Origin of the sequence: uncultured Veillonella sp. (genome assembly GCF_963524655.1) — a bacterium.
Lineage (GTDB): Bacteria > Bacillota > Negativicutes > Veillonellales > Veillonellaceae > Veillonella.
In genome coordinates this window covers 1-24,027 of record NZ_CAURHA010000032.1, presented here as the reverse complement: position 1 = coordinate 24,027, position 24,027 = coordinate 1, and the positions used below count along the sequence as shown (strand labels likewise).

Here is a 24,027-nt window from a genome sequence, read left to right as displayed (position 1 = left end):
CTTTATACAATGTATCGCACACATAGTCAATTTGAGCTTTACTATGTGCCGCTGTAACAGTCAAGCGAATCCGACTTTCACCAACAGGAACTGTAGGCGGACGAATAGCGGTACCAATGATTCCAGCCTCGTATAGATAATTAGATACAGCTAAGGTATCCTCATTCTTGCCAATAAGAATTGGGAAAATTGGCGTATCAGCTGTAGCATATATGCACATAGAATGTAATCGGTCTGACATATAGCCTACATTGTCTTGCAACCGTTCCAAAACAGATGAATCAGAATCAATGATGTGTAATGCACAAAGAGCAGCCCCGATATCTGCTGGAGATAAGGCAGTAGAGAATATAAAACTACGGCTCGTATTAACAAGATAGTCAACAATCGTACTATTAGTAGCAACATAGCCCCCCACTGACCCAAGGGATTTGCTCAAAGTGCCAAGTTGTATATCTATCTCTTTTTCAAGACCGAAATAGGCAGCTGTACCATGGCCATTGCCGATGGTACCTGTAGCATGTGCATCATCCACCATGAGCAGTGCATTATATTCACGGCTCAGTTCATATAGCTTATCTAATGGTGCAATATCGCCATCCATGCTAAAGACACCATCAGTAACGATGAGTTTTCGTATACCGTGATCCGCTTGTTTCAGTAGGAACTTTAATTCCTCTACATCGCTATGACTATACGCCTTTATAGAGGCTTTACTTAAACGACAGCCATCAATGATACTAGCATGATTTAAGGCGTCGCTAAAGATAATAGTATTCTTATCTGCAATAGCCGAAATTGTTCCTACATTAGCCATATAACCTGTATTAAAGACGAGAGCTTTTTCAGTATTCTTAAATTTTGCTAATGCATTTTCAAGCTCTGTAAATAATGGAAATGTTCCAGACACAAGTCGAGACCCGCCTGATCCAGTACCATATTGTTGAGCCCCTTTTACAGCCCCTTCTATGACACGAGGATCAAAGGTAAGTCCTAAATAATTATTAGAAGCCATCATCAAGTATTCTTTATCATCTCGCTTCACGCGCACTGCATCTAGAGGGCAGTATTCTTTTAAGGTACGTAAATTATGATTGTTGATTTTATGATTTAGCTGTTCTTTAAAAAACTTATACATTATTTCTCCGTTGAACAAGTACTGGAGCTTTCTCCAAGTACTCAATTACACTTTCCCTATCTATCTCTGATTGCACAAAAAATACACGGCCCCCTATATGTGAGCCCAATTTTTTCATATTAGGGATGCGGTGATAGACACCATTACATGCAACATACCCTACCGTATAATCTGGATCGTCAGACCAACATAATTCACCCACAATCCCCTCAGCGGATTGCACCTTAGATGCTAAAACTAAAGCCTCTCGCATATGTTCATTGTCCCCTAATGATTCAGAATCGAAGGAGTCCATATGACTGACACGAACACCTCGATTGCCTTCATCAATTCGTTTACCCGTTGTAGCATCTACTAGCATAGCACCACGCATAGAAGAATCTAATTCTTTTAAGAGAGTCATAGCATTTTCAATAGCCACTTCGGTAATATGAGTACCTTGTAAAAGCTCGATAGCTAATTGATGAGCCTCTGCAATCGTATTAGCCCTATGTTCTTCTACTTGTAAACAATCGACATATGTTATCTCATTAGATGGGATTACATCTACTGTAATATTTATAAAATCAGCTATTCCTTTACTGTGATACAAGGCGCGATCAGCTAGCGATTGTGCTATAGCCCCTACTTCTTCTAACTTCACAATACGCTCTGCCCCAGAAATATGGTGGCCCCCTTTTTCATGGGGACCACCTTGAGCAGCACGCATGCGTACACTATATAATTCAGCCATTATGACACCTTCCCTTTAAGAAGATCATTTTGAGGTACTTGGCTGTGAATTTTACGGAATACTTTCACAAATACTGGTGCCATAATAACTGTAAAAATCATACCTGGAACGGCTAAGGCAATCATTGGTAAAGCAGCCTTACCAATATACAAGGACAAAGATAAACGTGCTAAAGCAGATGCAATAGGACCGGAAATCATAATGCCAATCATATGGTTTTGACACATCCAAAGGATAAGTCCTACGATAAGTCTAAATTGCATAGCAATCATAACATTTAAAATAGATTGAGTACCTAACGCTAATCCAATTAAACTAGACAAACAACCACTGATAATATATTTTTTGAAACCAAACACGGCACATATGGCTACCGCTAACGGGGCAGATAATTGAAATTCTATACCAGGAATAATATTAGGTATTTTGATAGCCCCTAATACTGTAATCATCGCTGTTAAAATGGCAATTTCTGTAATGTACCGAATGTTCTGATTCATGGTTTTCTCCTCTACTTAGATAATGTTAACTACAAACACCTCTTCTTGTTTACATTATAATTTCTACATATATTTTTATCAACCAAAAATACATATTTAGTTAACAAATTAAAATAGATTTAGACTTAACGACTAATATGAATAGCCCGTTATCACTAATAGGTAAATACAGTTCTCATGGAAACTAAAAAACCAAGCCCTAAAGACTTGGTTCTTTTCATAGTTTAGTATTTTTGCTGCTCTTTAATTCGTTTAGCAATGTCACGCTTAGCATCGCGTTCTGCCATATCTTGACGTTTATCGTATAGCTTCTTACCTGTTACGAGGCCTACTGTAACCTTTACATAGCCATGGCTAAAATGAAAGTTAAGCGGCACTAAAGAGAAACCCTTTTCCTTCACTTGAGCATGTAATTTATTGATTTCAGATTTATGCATCAACAATTTACGTGTACGCTCCGGCTCATGGTTAAAACGGTTGCCTTGTTCATAGGGACTAATATGAACGCCATACAACAAAATTTCCCCTTTATCTATACGACAAAAACTATCTTTCAGATTAAGCTTACCTTGACGGATAGATTTAATTTCAGTACCTGTTAAAGCAATACCGGCTTCATAGGTTTCATGAATATGAAAATCATGACGCGCTTTACGATTGTCAGCAATAAGGGATGGACTTGATTTCTTTGCCATATTTACCTCTATCGTTTACGTTTACTTTTAGATTTCTTAGATTGACTACGTTTTGTGGATTTATTCGACTTCTTACGGCTTGATTTGCCTTTTCCAGATTTTTTACTGAAAGCATCATAACGAGAACGACCAGTATTATTATCATCACGTCGTGAAGATTTTTTTCCTCTCTTACTTGAGGATTTTCGATCTTTACGACTACCAAAGCTATCTCGACTAGAAGCATAATCGGAACCATTGCGCAATTGTTCTTGGATAGCCATCAAATTATCTACTTCACCTAGTACAAAGTCAATTTGTTTCTTTTCTACATCCGCTTTCACAAGGGTAACAGTAACCTTATCACCTAGATGATATGTTTTACCTGTACGTTTGCCAACGAGAACAAAATGTTCTTCGTCAAAGAAATAGTAGTCATCATTCATCATGCTAATATGCACGAGGCCATCGATACCATTTTCTAACTCAACAAACATACCAAAGGATGTAATACTTGCAACACTGCCTTCAAAGACTTCGCCAACGAATGGAACCATATATTGAGTCTTTTTAAGGTCTGTAGTTTCTCGTTCAGCCTCTGTTGCCACTTGCTCTTGAATAGAGGAATGTTCAACAGCACCAGCTAAAAAAGTATCCTCTACATCTCGCTTGGAATATCCATTTTTCCAATGCATATCTGCTTTTAAAAGACGATGAACCATCAAATCTGGATAACGTCGGATTGGAGATGTAAAATGCGTATAACATGTAGATGCTAAACCAAAGTGTCCTGCATTTTCTATGCTGTATTTTGCTTGTTGCATAGATCGTAAGGTCATAATTTGAGCTACTTGCTCAATATCCTGCCCCTTCACCACATCTAAGATTTTTTGGAAGTCTCGAGGTGTTACGCCATCGGCACTAAGAACGAGATTTTGACCTAAGTAATTTAGTACCTTTTGGAATAAATCTAACTTTTCTTCACTGGGACTTTCATGAATACGATATACCGAAGTGCGATGTGTATTTTTCAAATGAGTCGCTACCGTTTCATTAGCGATAAGCATACATTCTTCGATAAGGCGCTCTGCCATTGTGCGATCCCGTTTAACGATACGTAATGGCGTACCATCTAGGTCAAGCAAAACCTTATATTCAGGGAAATCAAAGTCTAAGGCACCTCTACGACGGCGCATGCGATTTAAAATTTTCGAAATTTCTGCTAAGTCCCGTAACATAGGCATAAAGTCTTGTAAATCATCGGGAATAATGTTTTCTTCTAGTGCCTTATATACTTCTTTATAACTACAACGTCGTCCAACATGGATAATAGATGGTCTAATACGATAATTAACGACAGTACCAGAATCATCAATTTCCATCATACAGGTCATAGCATAACGGTCTTCATGATCATTTAAGCTACAAATACCGTTTGATAATACCTCTGGTAACATCGGTACTACACGGTCTACTAAATAAACAGATGTCCCCCGCTTATAGGCCTCATTATCGATAGGTTGGCCAGATGTTACATAGTGACTTACGTCAGCAATATGTACGCCTAATTCGTAATTGCCATTCGGTAATTTACGACCACTCACAGCATCATCGAGATCTTTTGCATCCTCACCATCAATAGTAACCATTTGTAAGTCACGAAGGTCCCAACGTTTTGGGTCTTCATGGATAACAGTATCGATTTTCTTACTAGCCTTAATAACCTCATCGGGGAAGGCAAAAGGAATCTTATGATTCGCCATGATGCAGTTAATATCAAGGCCCACATCGCCTTTATAGCCTAGAACTTCTGTTATAATACCTTCTGGCTTTTTATCGCCTTCAGGCCATTTTGTAATTTTAACTAATACTTTAGCGCCACTACGAGCATCTAAAGTATTTTTCAAATCTACAAATATATCTGTACCGATACGTTCATCATCAGGCACAACAAAGCCAAAGTGTTGTTGTCTATCATAGGTGCCAACTACAGTTTCATTAGCACGCTCAATAACATCAACAATAATACCTTCTCGTTTATGTTTTGTATAGTCAGATGGCACTACGCGAACACGCACTTTGTCGTTATGCATGGCAGTGCCCTTATTTTGTTCAGCCACATAAATATCTTCATCATCGAGCATGATAACAAAGCCGTAAGATTTACGATATCCTTTGTAAATCCCTTCATATTCTTCATACTGCTGCTCTTCATATTGATATACATCGGGGCGCGTACAAGTTAATACACCTTCCCGAGCAAGCATTTTAGCAGAGCGAATAAACATTTCTAGGTCTTTACCACCTCGAATATGATTATCCATTGCTGCATCTTCAATATGATATGCATGTGGTTGGATAGATTTATAAAAGTCCAATACTTTTTTCTTCAAATTTTCACCTCCTTAGGATGTAAAAAGAAAAAGCCTGCAAAGCAGGCTTTCATCATTAGAATTGATTAATCATTGCCCCTAATACTAAGCTCAACACAGCAAAGATAATCCCTAAAATAATTGTACATCTAGATAAGAAACCGTCTACACCACGGGCCTTACCACCAAAAGAGGAGTCTGCCGCACCAGAAACAGCACCGCCCATGCCAGAGCTTTTGCTATTTTGTGCCACAACTACTACGATTAATAAAATTGATACGATTACTTCTAGGATCATTAAAAAATTTGTCACGACTGTCATCCTTCCTGTGAGGCTCTAGGCGAACCCAATACACGATGTTCTAAATACTTCTCTAATTTACGTTTAACCCTTTGCAGTGCATTGTCGATAGATTTAACACTGCGATCTGTGACCTCAGCCATTTCTTGATAAGAACGTCCGTCTAGATATCCTTCCAAGACCTCCCACTCGAGATCACTTAAAATATGACCAATATTGCGCTCAATATCATTCAATTCCTCTTTACTGATAATGAGGTCCTCCGGGTTTGTAACCTTTGCGGAGGATAGCATTTCGATCAATGTACGCTCTGATTCCTCTGTATATACCGGTTTATTAAGAGATATATAGGAATTTAAAGGCGCATGTTTTTGTCTTGTAGCCGATTTAATGGCCGTGATGATTTGTCTAGTTATACACAATTCTGCAAAGGCTCTGAAAGACGCTAATTTATCATGTTTAAAATCGCGCGTCGCCTTGTAGAGTCCAATCATACCTTCTTGGATAATGTCCTCTCGATCCGCACCTACTAAAAAATAGGAACGGGCCTTAGCTCGAACAAAGTTCTTATATTTATTTACAATATAATCGATTGCAAACACATTTTGCTCTTCTTGAGCTATGACCACAACTTGCTCATCGGTCATTTCCTTGAAATTGTAATCGGACTTGCGTGTATGAATTAATTTCATAAGCTCCTCCTTACAATTGAGCGAGAAAAACCAATATATTTATTATACTGGAAGTGTATTTGATTTTCAACTATCAATGGCCCCGTCGCAATTTCTCTAGCTTTTCAGCCACTTCAGGAGATAATAAGCCCCCTACTTCATTACGTCGCAAGCTAAATTGATCTCGTCTATGTTCATGAGCATATTGCTGTCGTTCCTCTTCCTTAGCAAGACGAATCATATTCTGTAGCTCTCGTGCAGGTATTCGCAACCCGCCAGATCCAAGAATTTGATTCTGTTCTGCCCCATCAGAAGTCACAACATATACATTGGTATATTTGCCTTTACGCAAAAATACCTCACGTTCTATAAAGGAATCTGCCGTTTCTCCATCGTCAGTATAGACCTCTATGAAACCATTAGTAATAACTTCAACGGAACCACCAGATTTCGTATATTTACCGTCAAATACAAGGATTACTTCATATCCCTTGAATTTTCCGTAATTTAATAGCTTATCTCTCAGTTCCATTCGAGCGTGTTCTAATGATTCATGTGCTAATTTCTTTAGATGAGTCCAGGCGAAGATCACATTATAGCCATCTACAATTAAGATATCTTTTAACATAGTTATTTCGCTTGGCGTTGACGTACCGCCTCATACATGAGAACAGCAGCTGCAACAGATGCATTTAAGGAATTTAAATTTCCATACATAGGGATTGTTACAAGGAAGTCACAAGCCTCTTTTACAACGCGACTAATCCCCTTTCCTTCGTTACCAATGACGATAACCGTAGGAATCGTCATATCCGCCTCATACAAGGTACGATCACCTTCCATATGGGCACCCATTACCCAAAAACCTTGTTTTTGTAGTTGCTTAATAGTTTGAGCTACATTGCCCACTTGTACTAGGGGAATTTGTTCAATAGCCCCAGCAGAAGTTTTAGCAACTGTCGCATTAATAGGTGCATTATGACGCTTAGGAATGAGTACAGCCGTAGCCCCTACACATTCTGCAGTACGAATGATAGCCCCCATATTATGAGGATCCTCTACACCATCTGTTAAAATGAGCAAAGGTACTTCATGTTTAGTTTCTTGTAAAACTTCGCCCAACTCCTTAAATTGTACCGCCGATACTAGGGCAATAACCCCCTGATGTGGTACATCTAAGTCATACTTATTCATTTGTTTAATAGGTATTGGTCTAACTTCAATACCTTGGGATTTAGCAAGGCCAACGATATCAGCTAAACCAGTTTTCACCTTATCTTCGCTGACCATAATACGTTGAATTGAACGACCACTTTTAAGGGCTTCTTTAACCGCATTACGGCCTACAATATAATTATCCATACTACATACCTCGAAGAGTTATAGAAAAGGCTTGCCCCATAATATGTTGTAAGCGCTCATCTTGACGCGTTTCATAAAGAAAACCTAGTACAGCTTCAAATGCCGTACTACTGCGATATTCTTGAACAGTACTGCTCTTTGGTACATTGACATTACTATTTCTAGCACGTCTAGCAATAGCTTGCTCTTGTTCTGTTAAAGTATCTTCTATCTCAAGCAACACTTTCGCTTGCGACTTAGCACAAATAAATTCAGTAACAATGGTGTGTAACACTTGTACCTTTGTAATATTCATTTGTACTACTCGCTCACGCACATACATGGAGTACACTGCGTCACCAATATACGCAAGCATGACTGCATCAGCACTAAGGCATTCCTCTATAGTTCTTTTACGCAAACGAAGCGGCTCTTGTTCAAGAGCCGTCAGTTTTTTTATCGCTTCATTCTTTAAGAATTGAAATTGTTTAAACTTCACGTTTTTTCCACCGTGCACCTTGAGGAGAATCCTCAATAGTAATACCGATTTCAGACAAGCGATCGCGGATGCAATCAGCTAATCCCCATTGTTTTTGATCACGGCACGCTTGACGTACAGACAAGATAACCTGCATTAATTCTTCGTATTCAGCAGCGTTAGCACCAGTATTGCCTTCCCATGCTTTTTCAAGAATACCAATAACCTCTGTCATGAACTTGAAGATACGTTTAACTTCCGCAATTGCTTCTTGGCAAACAACGCCTTCACGGCCTGTCACAGCTTGGTAATAGATGTTGATTTCTTTAGCAAGACCAAACATGCTAGATGTAGCTAAAGCAGTATTGAAATCATCACTCATTGCTGCTTCGAATTCTTCTTCATACTCTTTAGCTTTTTCTAATAAACGTTGAGCCTCATCACAAGGACCTGGTTCACATTTTTCAAGGTACAATAGATTTTCAATAGCAGTGCTTAAACGTTCTAAAGACTTATTTGCTTCTTCTAAGCGTTCATCAGAGAAATCTAATGGACTGCGATAATGTGTGCTCAACAAGAAGTAGCGCAATGCATCTGGACTATATTGTTCTAAAATATCTTTTACCAAGAAGAAGTTATTCAAGGATTTAGACATTTTTTCAGAGTTGATAGTAATAAAGCCATTGTGCAACCAATAACGAACCACTGGATGTTGGCCAGAACAACCTTCAGATTGAGCAATTTCATTTTCATGATGTGGGAAGATCAAGTCACTACCACCACCATGGAAATCGAATTCTGTACCTAAGTATTTTTGGCTCATGGCAGAACATTCGATATGCCAACCTGGACGGCCATTGCCCCATGGGCTTTCCCAATATGGTTCTCCTGGTTTTGCAGCTTTCCACAACGCAAAGTCCATAGGATTTTTCTTACGACCATCAACTTCGATACGAGCACCAGCTTCCATATCGTCTAAGGTACGACCAGATAACTCGCCATAATGTTCAAATTTATCAACGCTATAATATACATCGCCATCGAGTTCATAGGCATAGCCTTTTTCAATCAATGTAGAGATCATAGCAATAATATCTTCGATATGTGTAGAAACACGTGGATAAATATCAGCACGTTGTACACCAAGGGCATCCATCACTTCGAAATAGCTGTCAATATAACGATTTGCAATAGTATCCCAAGATACCCCTTCACCATTAGATGTATTGATGATTTTATCATCTACATCAGTAAAGTTTTGTACATAAGTTACTTTATAACCTACATGTTTCATGTATCGACGAATTACGTCCCACGTTACGAAAGGACGGGCGTTGCCAATATGAGGATGGTTATATGGTGTAACACCACATACATACATTTTTGCCTCACCTGGTGTAACAGGATTGAAAACCTCTTTTTGGCGTGTCATAGTATTATAAACTGTAATTTCTCTCATCGTTACCGATGCCTCCATTTTTGTAAATAAAAAAGACCTCTCATCTCATACAGAGACGATGGTCCGCGGTTCCACTCTGTTAGGTACCAACAGTGGCACCCACTCATCGCATAACGGCGCGTCACCGGACAAACCTACCTATAATCGGAGTGTCAGCTCGTGAATGCATTTCGTCTACCTATCCATGAACCCTCCCACCATCGGTTCTCGCTAAAAAGTTAGTTGTAGAGTACTTCTTTCAGTCCTAGCTTTTAATTTTATCTATATTTAGATATATAGTTATTTTACCAAATAATGCTATAGAAAGTCAATATTCATAAGAAAAATCCTCACCATTCAAAATTAATTATCACCCTATTATACATAGGTTTTTAGGTAATTAATTTTCAAATGATGAGGATTAATATAAACATTATATTTGACTGCTATTATCACTATCAACAATAACTTTTATACAAAATACGTTAATAGTAATTGATATGTTAATAGTAATTAATATAATCTATATCAATTAAAACTAAGCGTTTTCCAACTTCTCTTGATCATCATGTTTACGGCAAATACCTGCGAAAATAGAGCCTGTAAAGTTATGAATGATAGAGAACACTGCACCTGCTACCGCAGCTTGTGGTGTAAAATGTTTAAGTGCAAGAGATACGGACAAGGCAGAGTTTTGCATCGCTACTTCAATTTGCATTGCGCGACGAGAGGAAATATCAATGCTTAATGCTTTACATACAAAGTAAGTTACTACGTAACCACTTACATTTTGTACTAAACAAGCAACGAAGATGATGAATCCTGTTTCAGCAATTTGTTTTTGGTTCACTGCTGTAACAGCAGCCAAAATGAGCAATACTGCAATAGCAGCAATTGTTGGACATACATCTTTAACAGGTTCAATTTTAGATCCAATGAAGTAATTCAATACGATACCTAAAATGATCGGTACTAATACGATTTTCACGATAGACATAAACATCGGCATGAATTGAATATCAATAGAGGATGTAGCACCTGCATATAACACAACAAATAAAGGTGTTAAAATTGGAGCTAACAACGTAGATACAGTTGTTGCAGATACAGATAATGGCACATTACCGTTGGCAAGGAATGTCATAACATTAGAAGCTGTACCACCTGGACAAGCACCTAACAAAATAAAACCAATACCAATTTCTGGCGGGAAATTAAATCCTAAAGCTACCAAGAAGCCTGCCAAAGGCATCCATAAGAACTGGATAACAGATACGAGGATAACCTTCATTGGTTGTTTAAATACGTCAAGGAATACTTGTGCTGTCAAAGTTAAACCCATGGCAAACATAACGAATTGTAACATGTACGCAATGTAAGGCGTCATCCAAGAAAATACTGTAGGAAGCATATATGCTAATACAGCCATCAATAGTACGATCCAAGATAGATAACTATTGAATAAGTGGTTAATAGAACGAATAACACTCATAAAAACACTCACTTTCATAATATATAAAATAAAAATACGCCGCCTATTATAACATTTCCATAGAATAATCACAACATATACAAAAAGAGCTCCCATAACAACGTTATGAGAGCTCTCTCCAATTTTCTATAAAGATTATTTTGTTAAAGCACCTACATTATCTAAATTATGTAAGCATTTTTCTTTACCAAGCAAGGTAACGATGTTGTTCAAATCAGGACCATGCATTTGACCTGTTAAAGCAACGCGAATTGGCATAAATACAAACTTACCTTTCAAAGCAGTTTCTTTCATGACTGCCTTAATAGTTGCTTTTACAACTTCAGGTGTAATTTCATCAAGTTCAGCTAATGCATTGCGGAAAGCACTGAGAACTGTAGGAGCTGTTTCTTCATTCAACACAGCACGCAATTCCTCTTCGTGACCTTCTTCAAGGAATACGGTTTCGCCCATGAACATGCCTACGTGATCTTTAATTTGAGCACCATAGCTAATATGGTCGCGGAATGTAGAACATAACAATGTCAACCAATCGATATCAGCTTGATTTAAGCTATCTGAAGCCAAACCAACCTCTTTCAAATGTGGCAAGCAAAGATGGAATAAATCTTCGTCGCTCAAATTTTTCATATAGTGGAAGTTGATATGGTTTAGTTTATCAATATCAAATACTGCTGGGTTCTTAGCTACGCGATCCATAGAGAAGGCTTGAATCAATTCATCTGGTGTGAAGAACTCTTCTTCCCCTTCTGGCGCCCAACCAAGAAGTGCTAAGAAGTTTACAAGTGCTTCCGGCAAGTACCCCAATTGTTTGTATTGTTCAACAGATGTTGCACCATGACGTTTGGACATTTTCTTGTAATCTTTACCGAGAATCAAAGAAATATGACCAAATGTAGGAATGTCCCAACCAAGCGCTTCGTAAATAGCCATTTGGCGTGGTGTATTAGATAAATGTTCCTCTGCGCGAATAACATGAGTAATGCCCATCATGTGATCGTCCATTACTACTGCAAAATTATATACAGGAATACCATCGGATTTAACGATAACAAAGTCACCTACACCGTTAGATTCAAAGGATACACGACCACGAACCATATCGTCGAAAGTATATGTTTTGTTCAAAGGTACACGTAAACGAATTGTTGGTTTACGACCTTCTGCAATATATTTGGCCTTTGTTTCTTCGTCCAAGTGATCACAATGACCATTATATTTAGGCGTTTCACCACGATCCATTTGATCTTGGCGTACAGCATCTAACTCTTCAGCAGAGCAGTAACACTCGTAAGCATGACCTTCATCTAATAGACGTTGTGTTACTTCTTTATATAGTTCAAGACGCTCTGTTTGACGGTAAGGGCCATTTTCACCACCTACGTCTACGCCTTCATCCCAGTTCATACCAAGCCATTGTAAGGAAGCCTTGATATTTTCTTCACTTTCACGTGTAGAACGAGCTAAATCTGTATCTTCAATGCGCAATACAAATGTGCCTTCTTCTTTACGTGCTAATAGCCAGTTAAATAAAGCAGAACGAGCGCCACCAATATGGAATGGACCCGTAGGGCTTGGAGCAAAACGAACTTTCATGGAACTCATGATTATACCTCTCCTTCATATACAGAAACGACAGCTTGTGCAGCAATGCCTTCGCGGCGCCCAATAGCACCAAGCATTTCATTCGTTGTCGCTTTAATACTAATGCGATCTAATGGTATTTCCAATACGGACTGTAAATTAGCCTTCATCGTATCAATGTGAGGTTTTAATTTAGGAGTCTCAGAAATAACCATAATATCAATATTATAGGCTTGTAAGCCACGTTCTTTCAATAAGGAATTTACCTTTTCTAGTAAAAGCATACTAGAAATCCCTTTATATTGGTCATCTTCAGGTGGGAAGTAATAGCCAATATCTCTTAAACCAGCAGCACCTAACATAGCATCCATTAATGCGTGAATAAGAACATCCGCATCGGAATGACCATCTGGGCCAAGCTCAGATTCAATTTGAACGCCCCCTAAGATGCATAGACGGCCTGCTTTTAATTGATGAATATCATAACCAAATCCAACGCGCATACGCTTATCCTCAATTCCTAAATACCGTTTTGCTACGGCAATATCATTGGGCGTTGTCACCTTAATATTGCAGTAATCACCTTCTACTATATGTACAGGCTTTCCTAAATATTCCACAAGAGATACATCATCAGTACCTAAATGATTTAAATCATGAGCCTTTTGATGGGCCACCTTAAATAAATCTTTTTGAAAGCCTTGTGGTGTTTGAATTTGGTATAGCTCACTGCGTTTCAATGTTTCAATTACGGTATGTTCTGTATCAACACGTTTAATTGTATCAGTAGCAGGCACACCAACTGTGGCAGCACCATATGTGTTAGCAGCCTCAGCGACAGCACTAAACATTTCTGTAGAGGCTAATGGGCGTGCTCCATCATGAACAAGGACAATATTACTAGATTCATCGACCGCCTTAAGACCGCAAGCAACGGAGTCTTGACGTTCAGCACCACCAAGAACGATATGAACTGGTACTGTAAGGTTCAAGACCTTAATATGTTCAGCCATATAGTCTTGTTCACCATCGGCTACAACGAGAATAATCTCGCTTAAGCCTTGTAATTTAGCAACATTCTGCAAAGTGCGCTGAATAATAGAATAACAACCAAGGGAGATAAATATTTTATTCTCTTTATATGCCATACGGCGTCCCGCCCCTGCGGCAAGAACGATACAGCTAATTACCTTGTCCATTTTGTCCCCCATCTACACGAGCAAAGATCATGCGACCTGCACTCGTTTGTAGTATAGATGTAACCATAACCTCAACATTTTGTCCTACATAAGGTTTACCGTCTTCTACGACAATCATCGTACCATCATCAAGATACGCTACACCTTGGTGTACTTCTTTACCTTCTTTCATAACTTGTACGCGAATCCACTCACCTGCAATAAGAGCTGGTTTCAACACATTTGCCAATTCATTGAGGTTAAGCACTTCAATACCTTGTACGCGAGCTACCTTATTCAAGTTAAAATCATTAGTCATCAACTTCCATTGCTTGTCTAAGGCGAGGCGCATCAACTTAGAGTCGACTTCTGTAAGATCATCATAATCGTCTTCTACAACTTCAATAGCAACCTTATTAGCATCTTGCATATCTTTCAAAATATCTAGACCTCGACGACCGCGGTTGCGTTTTGTAGCATCTGCAGAGTCCGAAATAATTTGTAACTCGTTTAATACAAAGAGTGGAACCATTAGAGGTCCTTCAATAAAGCCTGTATTACATAGTTCTTTAATACGACCATCAATGATAACAGATGTGTCTAGTAATTTAGGCGTACTAGAAGCTTTATCTGATTTATGGGTGGAGAACATTTTAAAGCGGCTTGTTTTTTTAGTGCCATCTCCGCCCCATTGTTGTACGTAGTTATTGTACATTTCAGGTCCTTTACGGGCCATAAGCTTAAGACCACTATATCCAAAGATAGCGCTAAGAATAATAGGAATGTAAGGTCCTATAATAGGCACTTGATTGAATGCAACACCAATTAAATTTGCAATAATAAGACCGAATAATAAACCGATGGTGCCTGCAATCAATTCTTGATTTGGAATATGCGTGAGTAAGCGCTCTAAACGTTTTGCAATTACTAACCCTTGTTTCAAAATAAATGATGAAATCAAATAGCCAATAATAACACCTAACAATGTACCAACAATTAATACTGCAATACGTGCAACTGTTAATGACATATCTCCCATATTTTCAAACTGAGAAACTAAATACGGATCGATAATAGGATCTAATGTATCCATCCCTACATAGGCAGCTGTACCTACAAGGATGGCTATTACATAGCGTAAAATCCGATAAATCATCAAATCACCTCCTAATTAAGAAAACACGAGCTGCATCGCCTCTTGAATAGATTTGACGCCTCTAATCTTGATAGAACTATCATTATCCTTGATTTGCTTATAATTGCCTTCAGGAATAATAAACTTTTTAAAGCCTAGTTTTTTAGCTTCATTAATACGCTGCTCGATGCGCGGAATGCTTCGAACATTTCCTGTTAAACCGACCTCTCCTAAGATAACCATATCTGTAGGAACGATACGATTTTTTAAATTAGATACTATTGCTACTGCCATAGACAAGTCACAAGCTGGCTCGTTTACTTTAAGTCCACCAATAACGTTAACGTACACGTCCTTATTTCCCAATGTAAAGCCACAACGTTTTTCTAATACTGCCAAAAGTACAATCAAACGGTTAAGATCATAGCCGATTGCCGTCCTTCTCGGCATGCCAAAGGCTGTGGTAACTACCAAACTTTGCACCTCTACTAAGATTGGGCGAACCCCTTCCAGGTAAATCATGACTGCACTGCCACTTTCCTCATCAGACCGTTCTGCCAATAATGAAGCTGAAGGGTTGGATAATTCTTGCAAGCCTTCTTCAACCATGGCAAAAATACCAGTTTCAGATGTTGAGCCAAAACGATTTTTGATGGATCGCAATATGCGGAACTGATAAGATCGTTCCCCTTCAAAGTAAAGCACTACGTCTACCATATGCTCTAACATACGTGGACCTGCAATATTGCCTTCTTTTGTGACATGACCAATGATAACCGTAGGAATATTGCGTTCTTTGCAAAATCGAAGGAGTCGAGATGTACATTCTCGAACTTGACTAACACTGCCTGGGGCAGCATCGATATCACCAGTATACATGGTTTGAATAGAATCAATGACAAGTAAGGATGGCGTCATTGCATCAGCTTGCTCAAGTATATAATCTAAATCTGTATCTGCAATAACTTGTAAACGTTCACTATTGATATGTAGTCGTTCTGCCCGAAGCTTAAGTTGTAACTGAGATTCTTCCCCTGATGCATAGAGAACTGTACCTACAGTATCTGCAACCTTTTGAGAAACTTGCAATAATAGTGTAGATTTACCAATACCTGGATCGCCACCTAAAAGCATTAATGCACCAGGTACTATGCCGCCACCTAATACGCGATCAATTTCACCAAAGGTTGTAGATACACGTGTTATAGACGAAATTTCAATATCTGGTAAAGCTGTAGGCTTAGTCGTTTGATTCCCTACACCACGGGAAGGTGTACGGCTATGTTTAGTTTCTTTAATAATTTCTTCAACTAATGTATTCCATTCGCCACATTGTGGGCAACGGCCCATCCACTTAGAAGACTCAGCCCCACAATTTTGACAGAAGAATACTGATTTTGCTTTTGCCATAATGCCTCAAAATATTTTACTAAGAAAGAAAGGTCATGAATGATAACCATTCATGACCTTTTATGCATAATTTTACTACATGGTTAACTATCATTATCCTATAGTATACCATTTAACTTATATTTTTTATATGAAAGGTAGTCATTAACTGTATATTTTGTGTTTTTTCTATACGCTGACAACGATCTCGTTATCCTTGACATCTGCTTTTATAGTTTTTCCTTCTGTAGCATCTCCTTTCAAAATAAGGTCTGATACAGGGTCCTCAATTAATCGTTGAATAGCTCGTTTTAGTGGTCGAGCCCCCATTGTAAAATCAGAACCTTCCTTAACGAGTAATTGCATCGCCTCAGCTGTGATTTCTAATTGAAGCTCACGCTCTTTAAGGCGTTTTGTAACATCACTCATCAAGATAGAGACAATTTGTTGTAAGTCCTCTTCAGTTAATGGTTGGAATACAATCATTTCATCAATACGATTTAAAAACTCAGGTCTGAAATGACGTTTTACAGCATCCATAACAGATTTCTTAGCTTCTTTAAAATCTATACTATTAGATTGATTTATAGAAGATTCAGATTTTTTAGGAGCTAAGAATCCAAGCTCTGGAGAGTTCTTATGTAAAGCTTTAGCACCTAAATTACTCGTCATGATGATAACTGTATTTCTAAAATCTACAGTTCTACCTTGGCTATCAGTAAGGCGACCATCATCAAGAACTTGTAACAAGATATTAAAGAAATCTGCATGTGCTTTCTCCACTTCATCGAGAAGAATAACACTATATGGTTTACGACGCACCGCATCTGTTAATTGACCGCCCTCTTCATAGCCCACATAGCCTGGAGGGGCACCAACTAAACGTGATACAGTATGCTTTTCCATATATTCAGACATATCAAGTCGAATCATAGCAGATTCATCGCCGAACAAGGAGGATGCAAGTGCTCTTGCTAACTCAGTTTTACCTACCCCTGTTGGACCTAGGAATAAGAATGACCCAATAGGACGTTTAGGATCCTTTAATCCAGCCCTTGCACGGCGCACAGCTTTAGCTACAGCTGTAACAGCATCATCTTGACCTACTACGCGTTTATGAAGCTCTTTTTCCAAGTGGAGCAAGGTTTCAGATTCTTCTTCTGCTATTTTAGCCACTGGAATCCCCGTCCATTGCGCCACTACTGCTGCTATATCATCTTCTGTAACTACTAACTTTTGATCACTTTCTTCTTTTGCTGCAGATTTTTTATCACTAATGTCTTTTACTAGAGTTTTCTCTTCATCGCGTAGTTTAGCAGCCTTTTCAAAGTCTTGGGATGTAACGGCTGCTTCTTTCTCGTTTTTGACTACCTTTAGACGTTCTTCTAGAGCCTTAACATCTGGTGCTGTAGAAAATACTTGCATACGCACCTTAGATGCAGCTTCATCCACCACATCAATAGCTTTATCAGGCAAGAATCTGTCTGTAATATATCTACTTGATAAGGACACAGCTGCTTTTAACGCTTCATCCGTTATTTTAGCCTTATGGAATGCTTCATAGCGATCTCGTAAGCCCTTAAGAATTTCAAGAGCATCCTCTTCATTAGGTTCTCCTACTTGAACAGGTTGGAAACGACGCTCTAAAGCAGCATCCTTTTCAATATGTTTTTTATATTCATCAAGAGTTGTAGCACCAATAACTTGGAACTCACCACGTGCTAAGGCAGGCTTCAAAATATTAGCTGCATCCATAGCACCTTCAGTGGCACCGGCACCAACTAACGTATGAATTTCATCGATAAAGATTATCATGTCATCATGTTGTTGTACTTCATCGATAGCTTTTTTCAACCGTTCTTCAAACTCACCACGGTATTTAGCACCGGCTAGCATAGCACCAATGCTAAGCGAAATAATTCTCTTATTCCGTAAAATTTCAGGTACATTACCGGTAACAATACGTTGCGCTAAACCTTCGGCTATGGCAGTTTTACCTACCCCTGGCTCACCGATGAGAACAGGATTATTTTTAGTTCTACGGCTTAGAATTTGAATAACCCGTTGAATCTCAGTATCTCGACCGATAACAGGGTCAATTTTACCTTGTTTAGCATACTCATTAAGATCTGTGGCAAAATCAGATAAATCACCTAATTCGCCATCTCCATTTGAGCCTTCTTGACCATCATTATGTCCCTTAGAATTAGAACCAAGAATATTACGAATAGCATCTACTACATCATTAGTTCTAACATCCATAGATTGTAATATAGCAGCTGCAACACCGCTACCATCACTTAGTAAACCTAGTAGAATATGCTCAGTACCTACATAATTATGATTCATGCGGTTTGCCATTTGAACTGCCAGTTCAAGGACATATTTAACGCGAGGTGTCATGTATATAGAGGTCGCTTTTTTATTACCGCGACCTACATGGTCCTCTACGGCTTCAAAAATATTTTCTGTAACAATGCCAAGCTCTTCTAAAGCCTTTGCTGCTACACTATTTTTAACCTTTGTAAGGCCGATGAGTACGTGTTCAGTTCCCACATAGTCGTGCCCAAGCTCTAAAGCAGCCTCTTGTGCTAAAGAAAGGACTTTCTGTGCATCGTCTGTGAAGCGTTGCATCATAATATCACCTCATCTATCTATGTAAATTGTAATTGTATCTCTTCAAATATATGTAAACAATGGTGGGAAACACCATTGGAATATCAATTGAGTATTTGTGAAATTTATACTATTTTGAAAGTTTTTGACGTATTACTTTAGCTCGATAGCTATCGCGATCGGCCTCTGTTAAATCTTCATTACCTAAATATTTAGTAAGGAAATTAGGTCGAGTTATGGCCACCAATTCATTGAAGGTATCATTACCCCAAGGTGATAAAATATCTAAATCTACGCCTAATTGAATATCGCTTAGTTTTGTTAATGCTTCTTTACCATTAACACGGCGCGCATATTGTAGAACGCCGTAGGATCTCCACAGAACATCTTCTAAACCTTCTTTATCATTATGTAATAAAGATTGACGAGATTTACGCTCTTCTGCAATTATGCCTTCTACAATCTTGGTTAATTGCTCAATCGTTGCTTCTTCACTTATTCCCATAGTACGTTGATTTGAAATTTGGTAAATAGCGCCTAAAGCCTCGGAGCCTTCACCGTACAAACCTCGTACAGAGTATCCTAATTGAATTATGCTACGAATGAGTCGTGTAATTCGCCCAGACATAGTTAAGGCCGGCAAGTGTAACATTACAGATGCTCTCAATCCGGTTCCTACATTTGTAGGGCATGCCGTCAAATAACCAAAGCGTTCATCAAAAGCATAGGGATGCTTTGCCTCGATAGCCTTATCGATTTGCACTGCATGGTCATAAGCCTGTTGCAATTGAAGTCCAGAAGCCATTGATTGGATCCGTAAGTGATCCTCTTCATTCACCATAATTACAATGGATGCATCATCAGATACAACCAAGTTACGATATGGTAATTTTTCTTCAAGAGCAGGGCTCATTAAGTGTTTCTCTACTAATACAGCCCTTTCACTTTGACTTAACTGCTCTAGACTAATATTGGAATATTGATGTCCGTCTGCATCTTTCAAAGGTTGCAGCAATCCTCTAGATATTGCATTCACTTTTTCTAAAGCAGATGTATCATTACGATTTGTAAATAATAGGCCATCAAAATTTCGAGCCAAACGAATACGACTAGAGATTACAATGTGATCTGTCGCATCTGTATCGTGGCGTAACCACTGACTTAAAGGAGAGTCCAATATAGTATCTAACATAAGAACCTCCTACTCTTTACCGCCATCGATGATGGCTTCTAATTCTTTAATTTTATCTCTTAAGATAGCAGCCTCTTCAAAATTTTCAGCTTGAACTGCTGTATCTAATTGATGACGCAATCGCTTCACTTCATATTTAGCTTTAAACACATTAGTTCCACGACTAGGTACAGTTCCTTCATATTCAGAACTCCCTTGAATACGTTGTAATAAGGGATCTATTTCACTATTAAAAGTCTCATAACATTGACCGCAGCCAAACTTACCTACTCGATTAAATTCGTCATAAGTAATACCACACTGAGGACATCTCTTAGATTGATGAGATTTTAATAAGTTATCTGGATAAACCATGTTTTTAAAAAAATCATTGGTAAAAAAGCTATTATCCCACATATCATTCATAAAAGAACTATAGGGAGATAATTTGCCCTCTTGTTGTAACTGGGTAGCACAAGTACCACAAAGATGTTGTTCCGTCTTTTGATTATTGACGATATTAGTCATATGAATGGTAGCTTCATTCTTATGGCAATGATCACATAACATCGATCATCACTCCTTCCGTAGTGTATCCACCATTGTTGCGTAAAGCTGACGAACAGCCTCATTGCGCTCTTCAATATCTACATTTTCAATCAAAGTAGCAAAAGAGTTATGCATTAATTGAGCTTCACGGCGAGTAATCTTTTCAGATTGAAGTAGTTGGAACAACGATTGATCTACATCTCGCATATCAATTAATCGTTCCACCGTATTTTGACCTTCATAAATACGATATGTCGTTACGGCAGGTAAAGAATCAGAGCTTTCTGGGTTTAGTTTTTTGATGCGAATATAACCACCTAAGCCGCGTCTAGATTCAACATCAAAACCACGTTCATTAGAAAAGCGTGTACTCAATACGTAACTAATTTGGGATGGTGCACAATTTAGTTCATCAGCTAATTCGTTACGCTTTAAAATTAGCTTTTCTTGTTCTTCACGCATACGGTCTAATATAAATTTTTCTATTTTATCAGCTATCATACTCATAAAAAACACCCCTTTAAAATATATTTACTATAGTTTTTGACTATTTGTTCTTTGATACAATTCCATTATATTTGACTATTTGACTTTAGTCAATATAAAAGTCAAGCTTTATAGTACTCACATTTGACCTATTATCTACTTTTATACATTTTAAAATTAGGAAAAGCTTTATTATACCTGAGTTTTTCTATATATATTTAATAAGTCAAATCACACTAAATAGTTTTGACTTTTATTCTATTTTTTAATTCATTTTTTTAATTCATTGTTCTATGATTGGACTTAATCTTTAATTCTATGTATAATAAATGAGATATTATATTCCGAAAGAAGGTGTTATTATGGCAGAAGCATTAGGACAAGAACTGTTAATTGATTTATATTCCTGTGATGAAGATGCAATTTCATCCGCTACAGCTGTACAAGAAAGTGTAGCTACTGCATTTGATTTAGCTGAACTTGATGTTGATGAAATCAGTTGTCAGGTTATGGACGAGGAGATCGCCCTCCTTTCTGTTGCACCAGGCTTTCACTTTACATTGCACACATATCCTGCACTAGGTTATGTAGCAGTTGATTTGTACTCTTTCGAGCAATCCTTACCACTTACATTGATTATGAAAGCATTGCGTAAATCTTTCAGAGCAGAAAAGGTAAAAGCAACGAGTGTACAACGCGGTGACTTTGGCAACGAACGAGACATGAAGCCGCGTCGTAAAACTAAAATCACTACTCTTGGTCGCGTATCTCGCACAAGAATCCAACTCAAACAAACAGGCGGCAAATTGAAAAAACAAAGTGCTAAGGTTATTAAAACATTAGCTAAAAAAAGCGGCTTAAAAAAATAAAAAAAGCTAGAGGTAATGAACTGTGATATGTACCCCCTTTACTGGTTGTCCAGTAAAGGGGGTACATATCATTATCCTCTAGCTTTTTTTATGTTATTATCTACGAACCATTAATGCTTCAAGGTCGAGAACATCTGCAATTTCATCAACGTCATCACAGAGATATTCGGCATCAGCTTCTTTTAGTTCAGCTTCTGTGCCATAACCATAAGTAACACCGACGGAGATACAACCAAGTTCATTAGCTGCTTCTACATCATACTTACGATCTCCAACCATGAATGCCATACGATTACCATTTTCATCAGTTAATGGATTACCACAGAGTTCAAGAGCCTTTTCAAGGATTTCTTTCTTGTGTAACAATCCACGTTCATAATTAGCACCAACGATTACATCAAAGTAAGGTGTTAATTCAAAATGATCTAAGATATCCTTAGCATAATGTTCTGGCTTTGCCGTAGCCAAAGCAATCGTATATTGTTCAGTTTTACATTTAGCTAATAAGTCTACAATATTTGGATATACTGTATTTTCGAACTTACCAATCGTTCCATACCGTTCACGGAACTTGAAGTATGTTTCTTCAGCTTGCTCAAAAGTCATGCCACAATGTTCTTGGAAGGCATCTACCAATGGCGGCCCTAAGAACAATTGCAATGTTTCTTCATCAGGTACGTTATAGCCAAAATGTTCTAAGGCAAACTTAATACTTTTTAAAATACCTTCTTGAGAGTCTGTCAAAGTACCATCTAAGTCAAATAATATTGTCTTTTTCATATTATTTCTTTAAAGCCTCTTTTAATGTATGCCATGCAAGAACTGCACATTTAACACGAGCTGGCATGTTAGAAATATTTTGTAATGCCATAGCATCTTCTAATTGTTCTAACTCGCTTTCATCAGTAATCTCTTTCTTGATCATACCTAGGAAAACTTCAACCAAGCGTAGAGCTTCCTCTACGGATTTACCTTTGATAATATCAATCATCATAGATGCAGAAGCTTGGCTAATAGCACAACCAGAACCAGTATATGCTGCATCTTTTACAATGCCATCTACTACATTAAGTTGTAATGTTAAATCATCACCACAACTAGGGTTATGACCATGTTCAGAAGTTGTGAATTCAGTTAACTCATGTTTATTACGTTTATCTTGGTTATGTTCCAAAATTAGTTCCGTATATAGTTGATCCATTTCCATTGATGGTAATCTCCTAATCTTTAAAGCCCATGACTGAACGAACAGTCTTCAATACTTCGAGGAAGGCATCAAGGTCTTCCTTACGAGTGTACAAGTACATACTTAAACGCGTAGATGCAGATACATTGTAGAATGCACCTAATGGTTGTGCACAGTGGTGACCAGAGCGCACACAAATACCTTTTGCATCTAAGATAGTTGCTACATCGTGAGGATGTACATCATCTATAGTGAAAGCAATTACACCATGCTTCTCTTTCGGATTGGTAGAACCGATTACATTAACATGCGGTAGCTCTAACAATTTAGGTAAAATATAAGCAACCAATTCTTCTTCATACGCTTCAATCGCATCCATACCAAAGGATTCTAAATAATCGATAGCAGCATGCAAGGAAACAGCACCATCTGCATTTGGTGTACCAGCTTCAAATTTGTATGGCAATTCATTGAACGTAGCAGATTGCTCTTTTACATATTCAATCATATCGCCGCCCAATAAGAATGGAGGCATTGCTTCTAATAATTCTCTTTTACCATAGAGTACACCAATACCTTGGGACGCACACATTTTATGGCCAGAGAATACAAAGAAATCACAATCAAGTTCTTGAACGTCAATTTTTTTATGAGGTGTAGATTGAGCACCATCAAGAACGACAACAGCACCAACAGAGTGTGCTTTTTCTGTCAATTCTTTTACAG

At 38.1% G+C, this 24,027-nt stretch carries 24 protein-coding genes and 1 other annotated feature; of the genes, 1 reads left to right on the top strand and 23 read right to left on the bottom strand.

Annotated elements, in window-relative coordinates; genetic code table 11:
• The 20 genes from bioF to RYM16_RS06915 form a co-directional block, all read right to left on the bottom strand.
• Nucleotides 1-1,138: 8-amino-7-oxononanoate synthase (gene bioF / locus RYM16_RS07010; protein WP_314983120.1), on the bottom strand; the 1,138-nt coding region annotated here is incomplete at its 3' end.
• On the bottom strand, nucleotides 1,131-1,871 hold the full coding sequence (locus RYM16_RS07005) for a 6-carboxyhexanoate--CoA ligase (protein ID WP_314983119.1): 741 nt from the start codon (nucleotides 1,869-1,871) through the stop codon (nucleotides 1,131-1,133). The genes bioF and RYM16_RS07005, both read right to left, overlap by 8 nt.
• The gene (locus tag RYM16_RS07000; protein ID WP_105098253.1) at nucleotides 1,871-2,371 is read right to left on the bottom strand and encodes a hypothetical protein; all 501 of its coding nucleotides are present in this window, start codon (nucleotides 2,369-2,371) and stop codon (nucleotides 1,871-1,873) included. The genes RYM16_RS07005 and RYM16_RS07000 overlap by 1 nt, the downstream gene beginning before the upstream one ends.
• 224 nt (nucleotides 2,372-2,595) lie before the next feature.
• Nucleotides 2,596-3,066, bottom strand: coding sequence for an SsrA-binding protein SmpB (smpB, locus tag RYM16_RS06995; protein ID WP_004695987.1), 471 nt, complete (start codon nucleotides 3,064-3,066; stop codon nucleotides 2,596-2,598).
• Between the two features lie 8 nt (nucleotides 3,067-3,074).
• Nucleotides 3,075-5,438: a ribonuclease R gene (rnr, locus tag RYM16_RS06990; protein ID WP_314983118.1), complete on the bottom strand. Its 2,364-nt coding sequence runs from the start codon at nucleotides 5,436-5,438 to the stop codon at nucleotides 3,075-3,077.
• A 55-nt stretch (nucleotides 5,439-5,493) separates the two neighbouring features.
• Complete coding sequence (gene secG, locus RYM16_RS06985) at nucleotides 5,494-5,730, bottom strand: preprotein translocase subunit SecG (RefSeq protein ID WP_009351331.1); 237 nt, start codon at nucleotides 5,728-5,730, stop codon at nucleotides 5,494-5,496.
• A 5-nt stretch (nucleotides 5,731-5,735) separates the two neighbouring features.
• Nucleotides 5,736-6,410 (bottom strand): RNA polymerase sporulation sigma factor SigH, encoded by a 675-nt coding sequence (gene sigH / locus RYM16_RS06980; protein ID WP_314983117.1) that lies wholly within the window; start codon nucleotides 6,408-6,410, stop codon nucleotides 5,736-5,738.
• A 73-nt stretch (nucleotides 6,411-6,483) separates the two neighbouring features.
• Nucleotides 6,484-7,017 (bottom strand): NYN domain-containing protein, encoded by a 534-nt coding sequence (locus RYM16_RS06975; RefSeq protein ID WP_024066835.1) that lies wholly within the window; start codon nucleotides 7,015-7,017, stop codon nucleotides 6,484-6,486.
• 2 nt (nucleotides 7,018-7,019) lie between these two features.
• Nucleotides 7,020-7,751 carry a 23S rRNA (guanosine(2251)-2'-O)-methyltransferase RlmB gene (rlmB, locus tag RYM16_RS06970; RefSeq protein WP_314983116.1) on the bottom strand — a complete coding sequence of 244 codons (732 nt, stop codon included), beginning with the start codon at nucleotides 7,749-7,751 and terminating at the stop codon, nucleotides 7,020-7,022.
• Between the two features lies 1 nt (nucleotide 7,752).
• Complete coding sequence (locus tag RYM16_RS06965; protein ID WP_314983115.1) at nucleotides 7,753-8,229, bottom strand: ribonuclease III domain-containing protein; 477 nt, start codon at nucleotides 8,227-8,229, stop codon at nucleotides 7,753-7,755.
• Nucleotides 8,219-9,667: a cysteine--tRNA ligase gene (cysS, locus tag RYM16_RS06960; RefSeq protein ID WP_288991583.1), complete on the bottom strand. Its 1,449-nt coding sequence runs from the start codon at nucleotides 9,665-9,667 to the stop codon at nucleotides 8,219-8,221. The genes RYM16_RS06965 and cysS overlap by 11 nt, the downstream gene beginning before the upstream one ends.
• A 48-nt stretch (nucleotides 9,668-9,715) precedes the next feature.
• Nucleotides 9,716-9,922: a binding site (T-box leader), on the bottom strand.
• A 262-nt stretch (nucleotides 9,923-10,184) separates the two neighbouring features.
• Entirely contained in the window at nucleotides 10,185-11,138 is a 954-nt protein-coding gene (locus RYM16_RS06955; protein WP_259306563.1) for a bile acid:sodium symporter family protein, read from the bottom strand.
• Between the two features lie 135 nt (nucleotides 11,139-11,273).
• Entirely contained in the window at nucleotides 11,274-12,743 is a 1,470-nt protein-coding gene (gltX, locus tag RYM16_RS06950) for a glutamate--tRNA ligase (RefSeq protein WP_274204937.1), read from the bottom strand.
• Between the two features lie 2 nt (nucleotides 12,744-12,745).
• Nucleotides 12,746-13,921 (bottom strand): 2-C-methyl-D-erythritol 4-phosphate cytidylyltransferase, encoded by a 1,176-nt coding sequence (gene ispD / locus RYM16_RS06945; protein WP_314983114.1) that lies wholly within the window; start codon nucleotides 13,919-13,921, stop codon nucleotides 12,746-12,748.
• The gene (locus RYM16_RS06940) at nucleotides 13,905-15,056 is read right to left on the bottom strand and encodes a TRAM domain-containing protein (RefSeq protein WP_314983113.1); all 1,152 of its coding nucleotides are present in this window, start codon (nucleotides 15,054-15,056) and stop codon (nucleotides 13,905-13,907) included. The genes ispD and RYM16_RS06940 overlap by 17 nt, the downstream gene beginning before the upstream one ends.
• A gap of 15 nt (nucleotides 15,057-15,071) precedes the next feature.
• Nucleotides 15,072-16,445, bottom strand: a complete 1,374-nt coding sequence (gene radA / locus RYM16_RS06935; RefSeq protein ID WP_273298508.1) for a DNA repair protein RadA — start codon at nucleotides 16,443-16,445, stop codon at nucleotides 15,072-15,074.
• Between the two features lie 168 nt (nucleotides 16,446-16,613).
• Nucleotides 16,614-19,061: an ATP-dependent Clp protease ATP-binding subunit gene (locus RYM16_RS06930; protein ID WP_314983112.1), complete on the bottom strand. Its 2,448-nt coding sequence runs from the start codon at nucleotides 19,059-19,061 to the stop codon at nucleotides 16,614-16,616.
• 109 nt (nucleotides 19,062-19,170) lie between these two features.
• Nucleotides 19,171-20,232 carry a protein arginine kinase gene (locus tag RYM16_RS06925; RefSeq protein WP_009351368.1) on the bottom strand — a complete coding sequence of 354 codons (1,062 nt, stop codon included), beginning with the start codon at nucleotides 20,230-20,232 and terminating at the stop codon, nucleotides 19,171-19,173.
• A 9-nt stretch (nucleotides 20,233-20,241) separates the two neighbouring features.
• Nucleotides 20,242-20,781: a UvrB/UvrC motif-containing protein gene (locus tag RYM16_RS06920; RefSeq protein WP_314983111.1), complete on the bottom strand. Its 540-nt coding sequence runs from the start codon at nucleotides 20,779-20,781 to the stop codon at nucleotides 20,242-20,244.
• Between the two features lie 6 nt (nucleotides 20,782-20,787).
• The gene (locus RYM16_RS06915) at nucleotides 20,788-21,267 is read right to left on the bottom strand and encodes a CtsR family transcriptional regulator (protein ID WP_054747582.1); all 480 of its coding nucleotides are present in this window, start codon (nucleotides 21,265-21,267) and stop codon (nucleotides 20,788-20,790) included.
• A gap of 341 nt (nucleotides 21,268-21,608) precedes the next feature.
• On the opposite strand from RYM16_RS06915, the gene RYM16_RS06910 reads away from it, so the two are divergent.
• Nucleotides 21,609-22,115, top strand: a complete 507-nt coding sequence (locus tag RYM16_RS06910) for an S-adenosylmethionine decarboxylase family protein (RefSeq protein WP_009351352.1) — start codon at nucleotides 21,609-21,611, stop codon at nucleotides 22,113-22,115.
• Between the two features lie 96 nt (nucleotides 22,116-22,211).
• On the opposite strand, the gene RYM16_RS06905 is transcribed toward RYM16_RS06910, so the two are convergent.
• From RYM16_RS06905 to RYM16_RS06895, 3 genes are all read right to left on the bottom strand, one after another.
• Nucleotides 22,212-22,895 carry an HAD hydrolase-like protein gene (locus tag RYM16_RS06905; protein WP_314983110.1) on the bottom strand — a complete coding sequence of 228 codons (684 nt, stop codon included), beginning with the start codon at nucleotides 22,893-22,895 and terminating at the stop codon, nucleotides 22,212-22,214.
• Between the two features lies 1 nt (nucleotide 22,896).
• Entirely contained in the window at nucleotides 22,897-23,322 is a 426-nt protein-coding gene (sufU, locus tag RYM16_RS06900; RefSeq protein ID WP_009351377.1) for a Fe-S cluster assembly sulfur transfer protein SufU, read from the bottom strand.
• Between the two features lie 13 nt (nucleotides 23,323-23,335).
• A partial coding sequence (locus RYM16_RS06895) for an aminotransferase class V-fold PLP-dependent enzyme (RefSeq protein WP_314983109.1) occupies nucleotides 23,336-24,027 on the bottom strand: 692 nt, incomplete at its 5' end.

Bases quoted from the DNA above. Each gene is read 5' to 3' on its own strand.
- RYM16_RS07005 (WP_314983119.1), bottom strand. From the start codon at position 1,871: ATGGCTGAATTATATAGTGTACGCATGCGTGCTGCTCAAGGTGGTCCC.
- RYM16_RS07000 (WP_105098253.1), bottom strand. From the start codon at position 2,371: ATGAATCAGAACATTCGGTACATTACAGAAATTGCCATTTTAACAGCG.
- smpB (WP_004695987.1), bottom strand. From the start codon at position 3,066: ATGGCAAAGAAATCAAGTCCATCCCTTATTGCTGACAATCGTAAAGCG.
- sigH (WP_314983117.1), bottom strand. From the start codon at position 6,410: ATGAAATTAATTCATACACGCAAGTCCGATTACAATTTCAAGGAAATG.
- RYM16_RS06975 (WP_024066835.1), bottom strand. From the start codon at position 7,017: ATGTTAAAAGATATCTTAATTGTAGATGGCTATAATGTGATCTTCGCC.
- rlmB (WP_314983116.1), bottom strand. From the start codon at position 7,751: ATGGATAATTATATTGTAGGCCGTAATGCGGTTAAAGAAGCCCTTAAA.
- cysS (WP_288991583.1), bottom strand. From the start codon at position 9,667: ATGAGAGAAATTACAGTTTATAATACTATGACACGCCAAAAAGAGGTT.
- RYM16_RS06955 (WP_259306563.1), bottom strand. From the start codon at position 11,138: ATGAGTGTTATTCGTTCTATTAACCACTTATTCAATAGTTATCTATCT.
- gltX (WP_274204937.1), bottom strand. From the start codon at position 12,743: ATGAGTTCCATGAAAGTTCGTTTTGCTCCAAGCCCTACGGGTCCATTC.
- ispD (WP_314983114.1), bottom strand. From the start codon at position 13,921: ATGGACAAGGTAATTAGCTGTATCGTTCTTGCCGCAGGGGCGGGACGC.
- RYM16_RS06940 (WP_314983113.1), bottom strand. From the start codon at position 15,056: ATGATTTATCGGATTTTACGCTATGTAATAGCCATCCTTGTAGGTACA.
- radA (WP_273298508.1), bottom strand. From the start codon at position 16,445: ATGGCAAAAGCAAAATCAGTATTCTTCTGTCAAAATTGTGGGGCTGAG.
- RYM16_RS06930 (WP_314983112.1), bottom strand. From the start codon at position 19,061: ATGATGCAACGCTTCACAGACGATGCACAGAAAGTCCTTTCTTTAGCA.
- RYM16_RS06925 (WP_009351368.1), bottom strand. From the start codon at position 20,232: ATGTTAGATACTATATTGGACTCTCCTTTAAGTCAGTGGTTACGCCAC.
- RYM16_RS06920 (WP_314983111.1), bottom strand. From the start codon at position 20,781: ATGTTATGTGATCATTGCCATAAGAATGAAGCTACCATTCATATGACT.
- RYM16_RS06915 (WP_054747582.1), bottom strand. From the start codon at position 21,267: ATGAGTATGATAGCTGATAAAATAGAAAAATTTATATTAGACCGTATG.
- RYM16_RS06910 (WP_009351352.1), top strand. From the start codon at position 21,609: ATGGCAGAAGCATTAGGACAAGAACTGTTAATTGATTTATATTCCTGT.
- RYM16_RS06905 (WP_314983110.1), bottom strand. From the start codon at position 22,895: ATGAAAAAGACAATATTATTTGACTTAGATGGTACTTTGACAGACTCT.
- sufU (WP_009351377.1), bottom strand. From the start codon at position 23,322: ATGGAAATGGATCAACTATATACGGAACTAATTTTGGAACATAACCAA.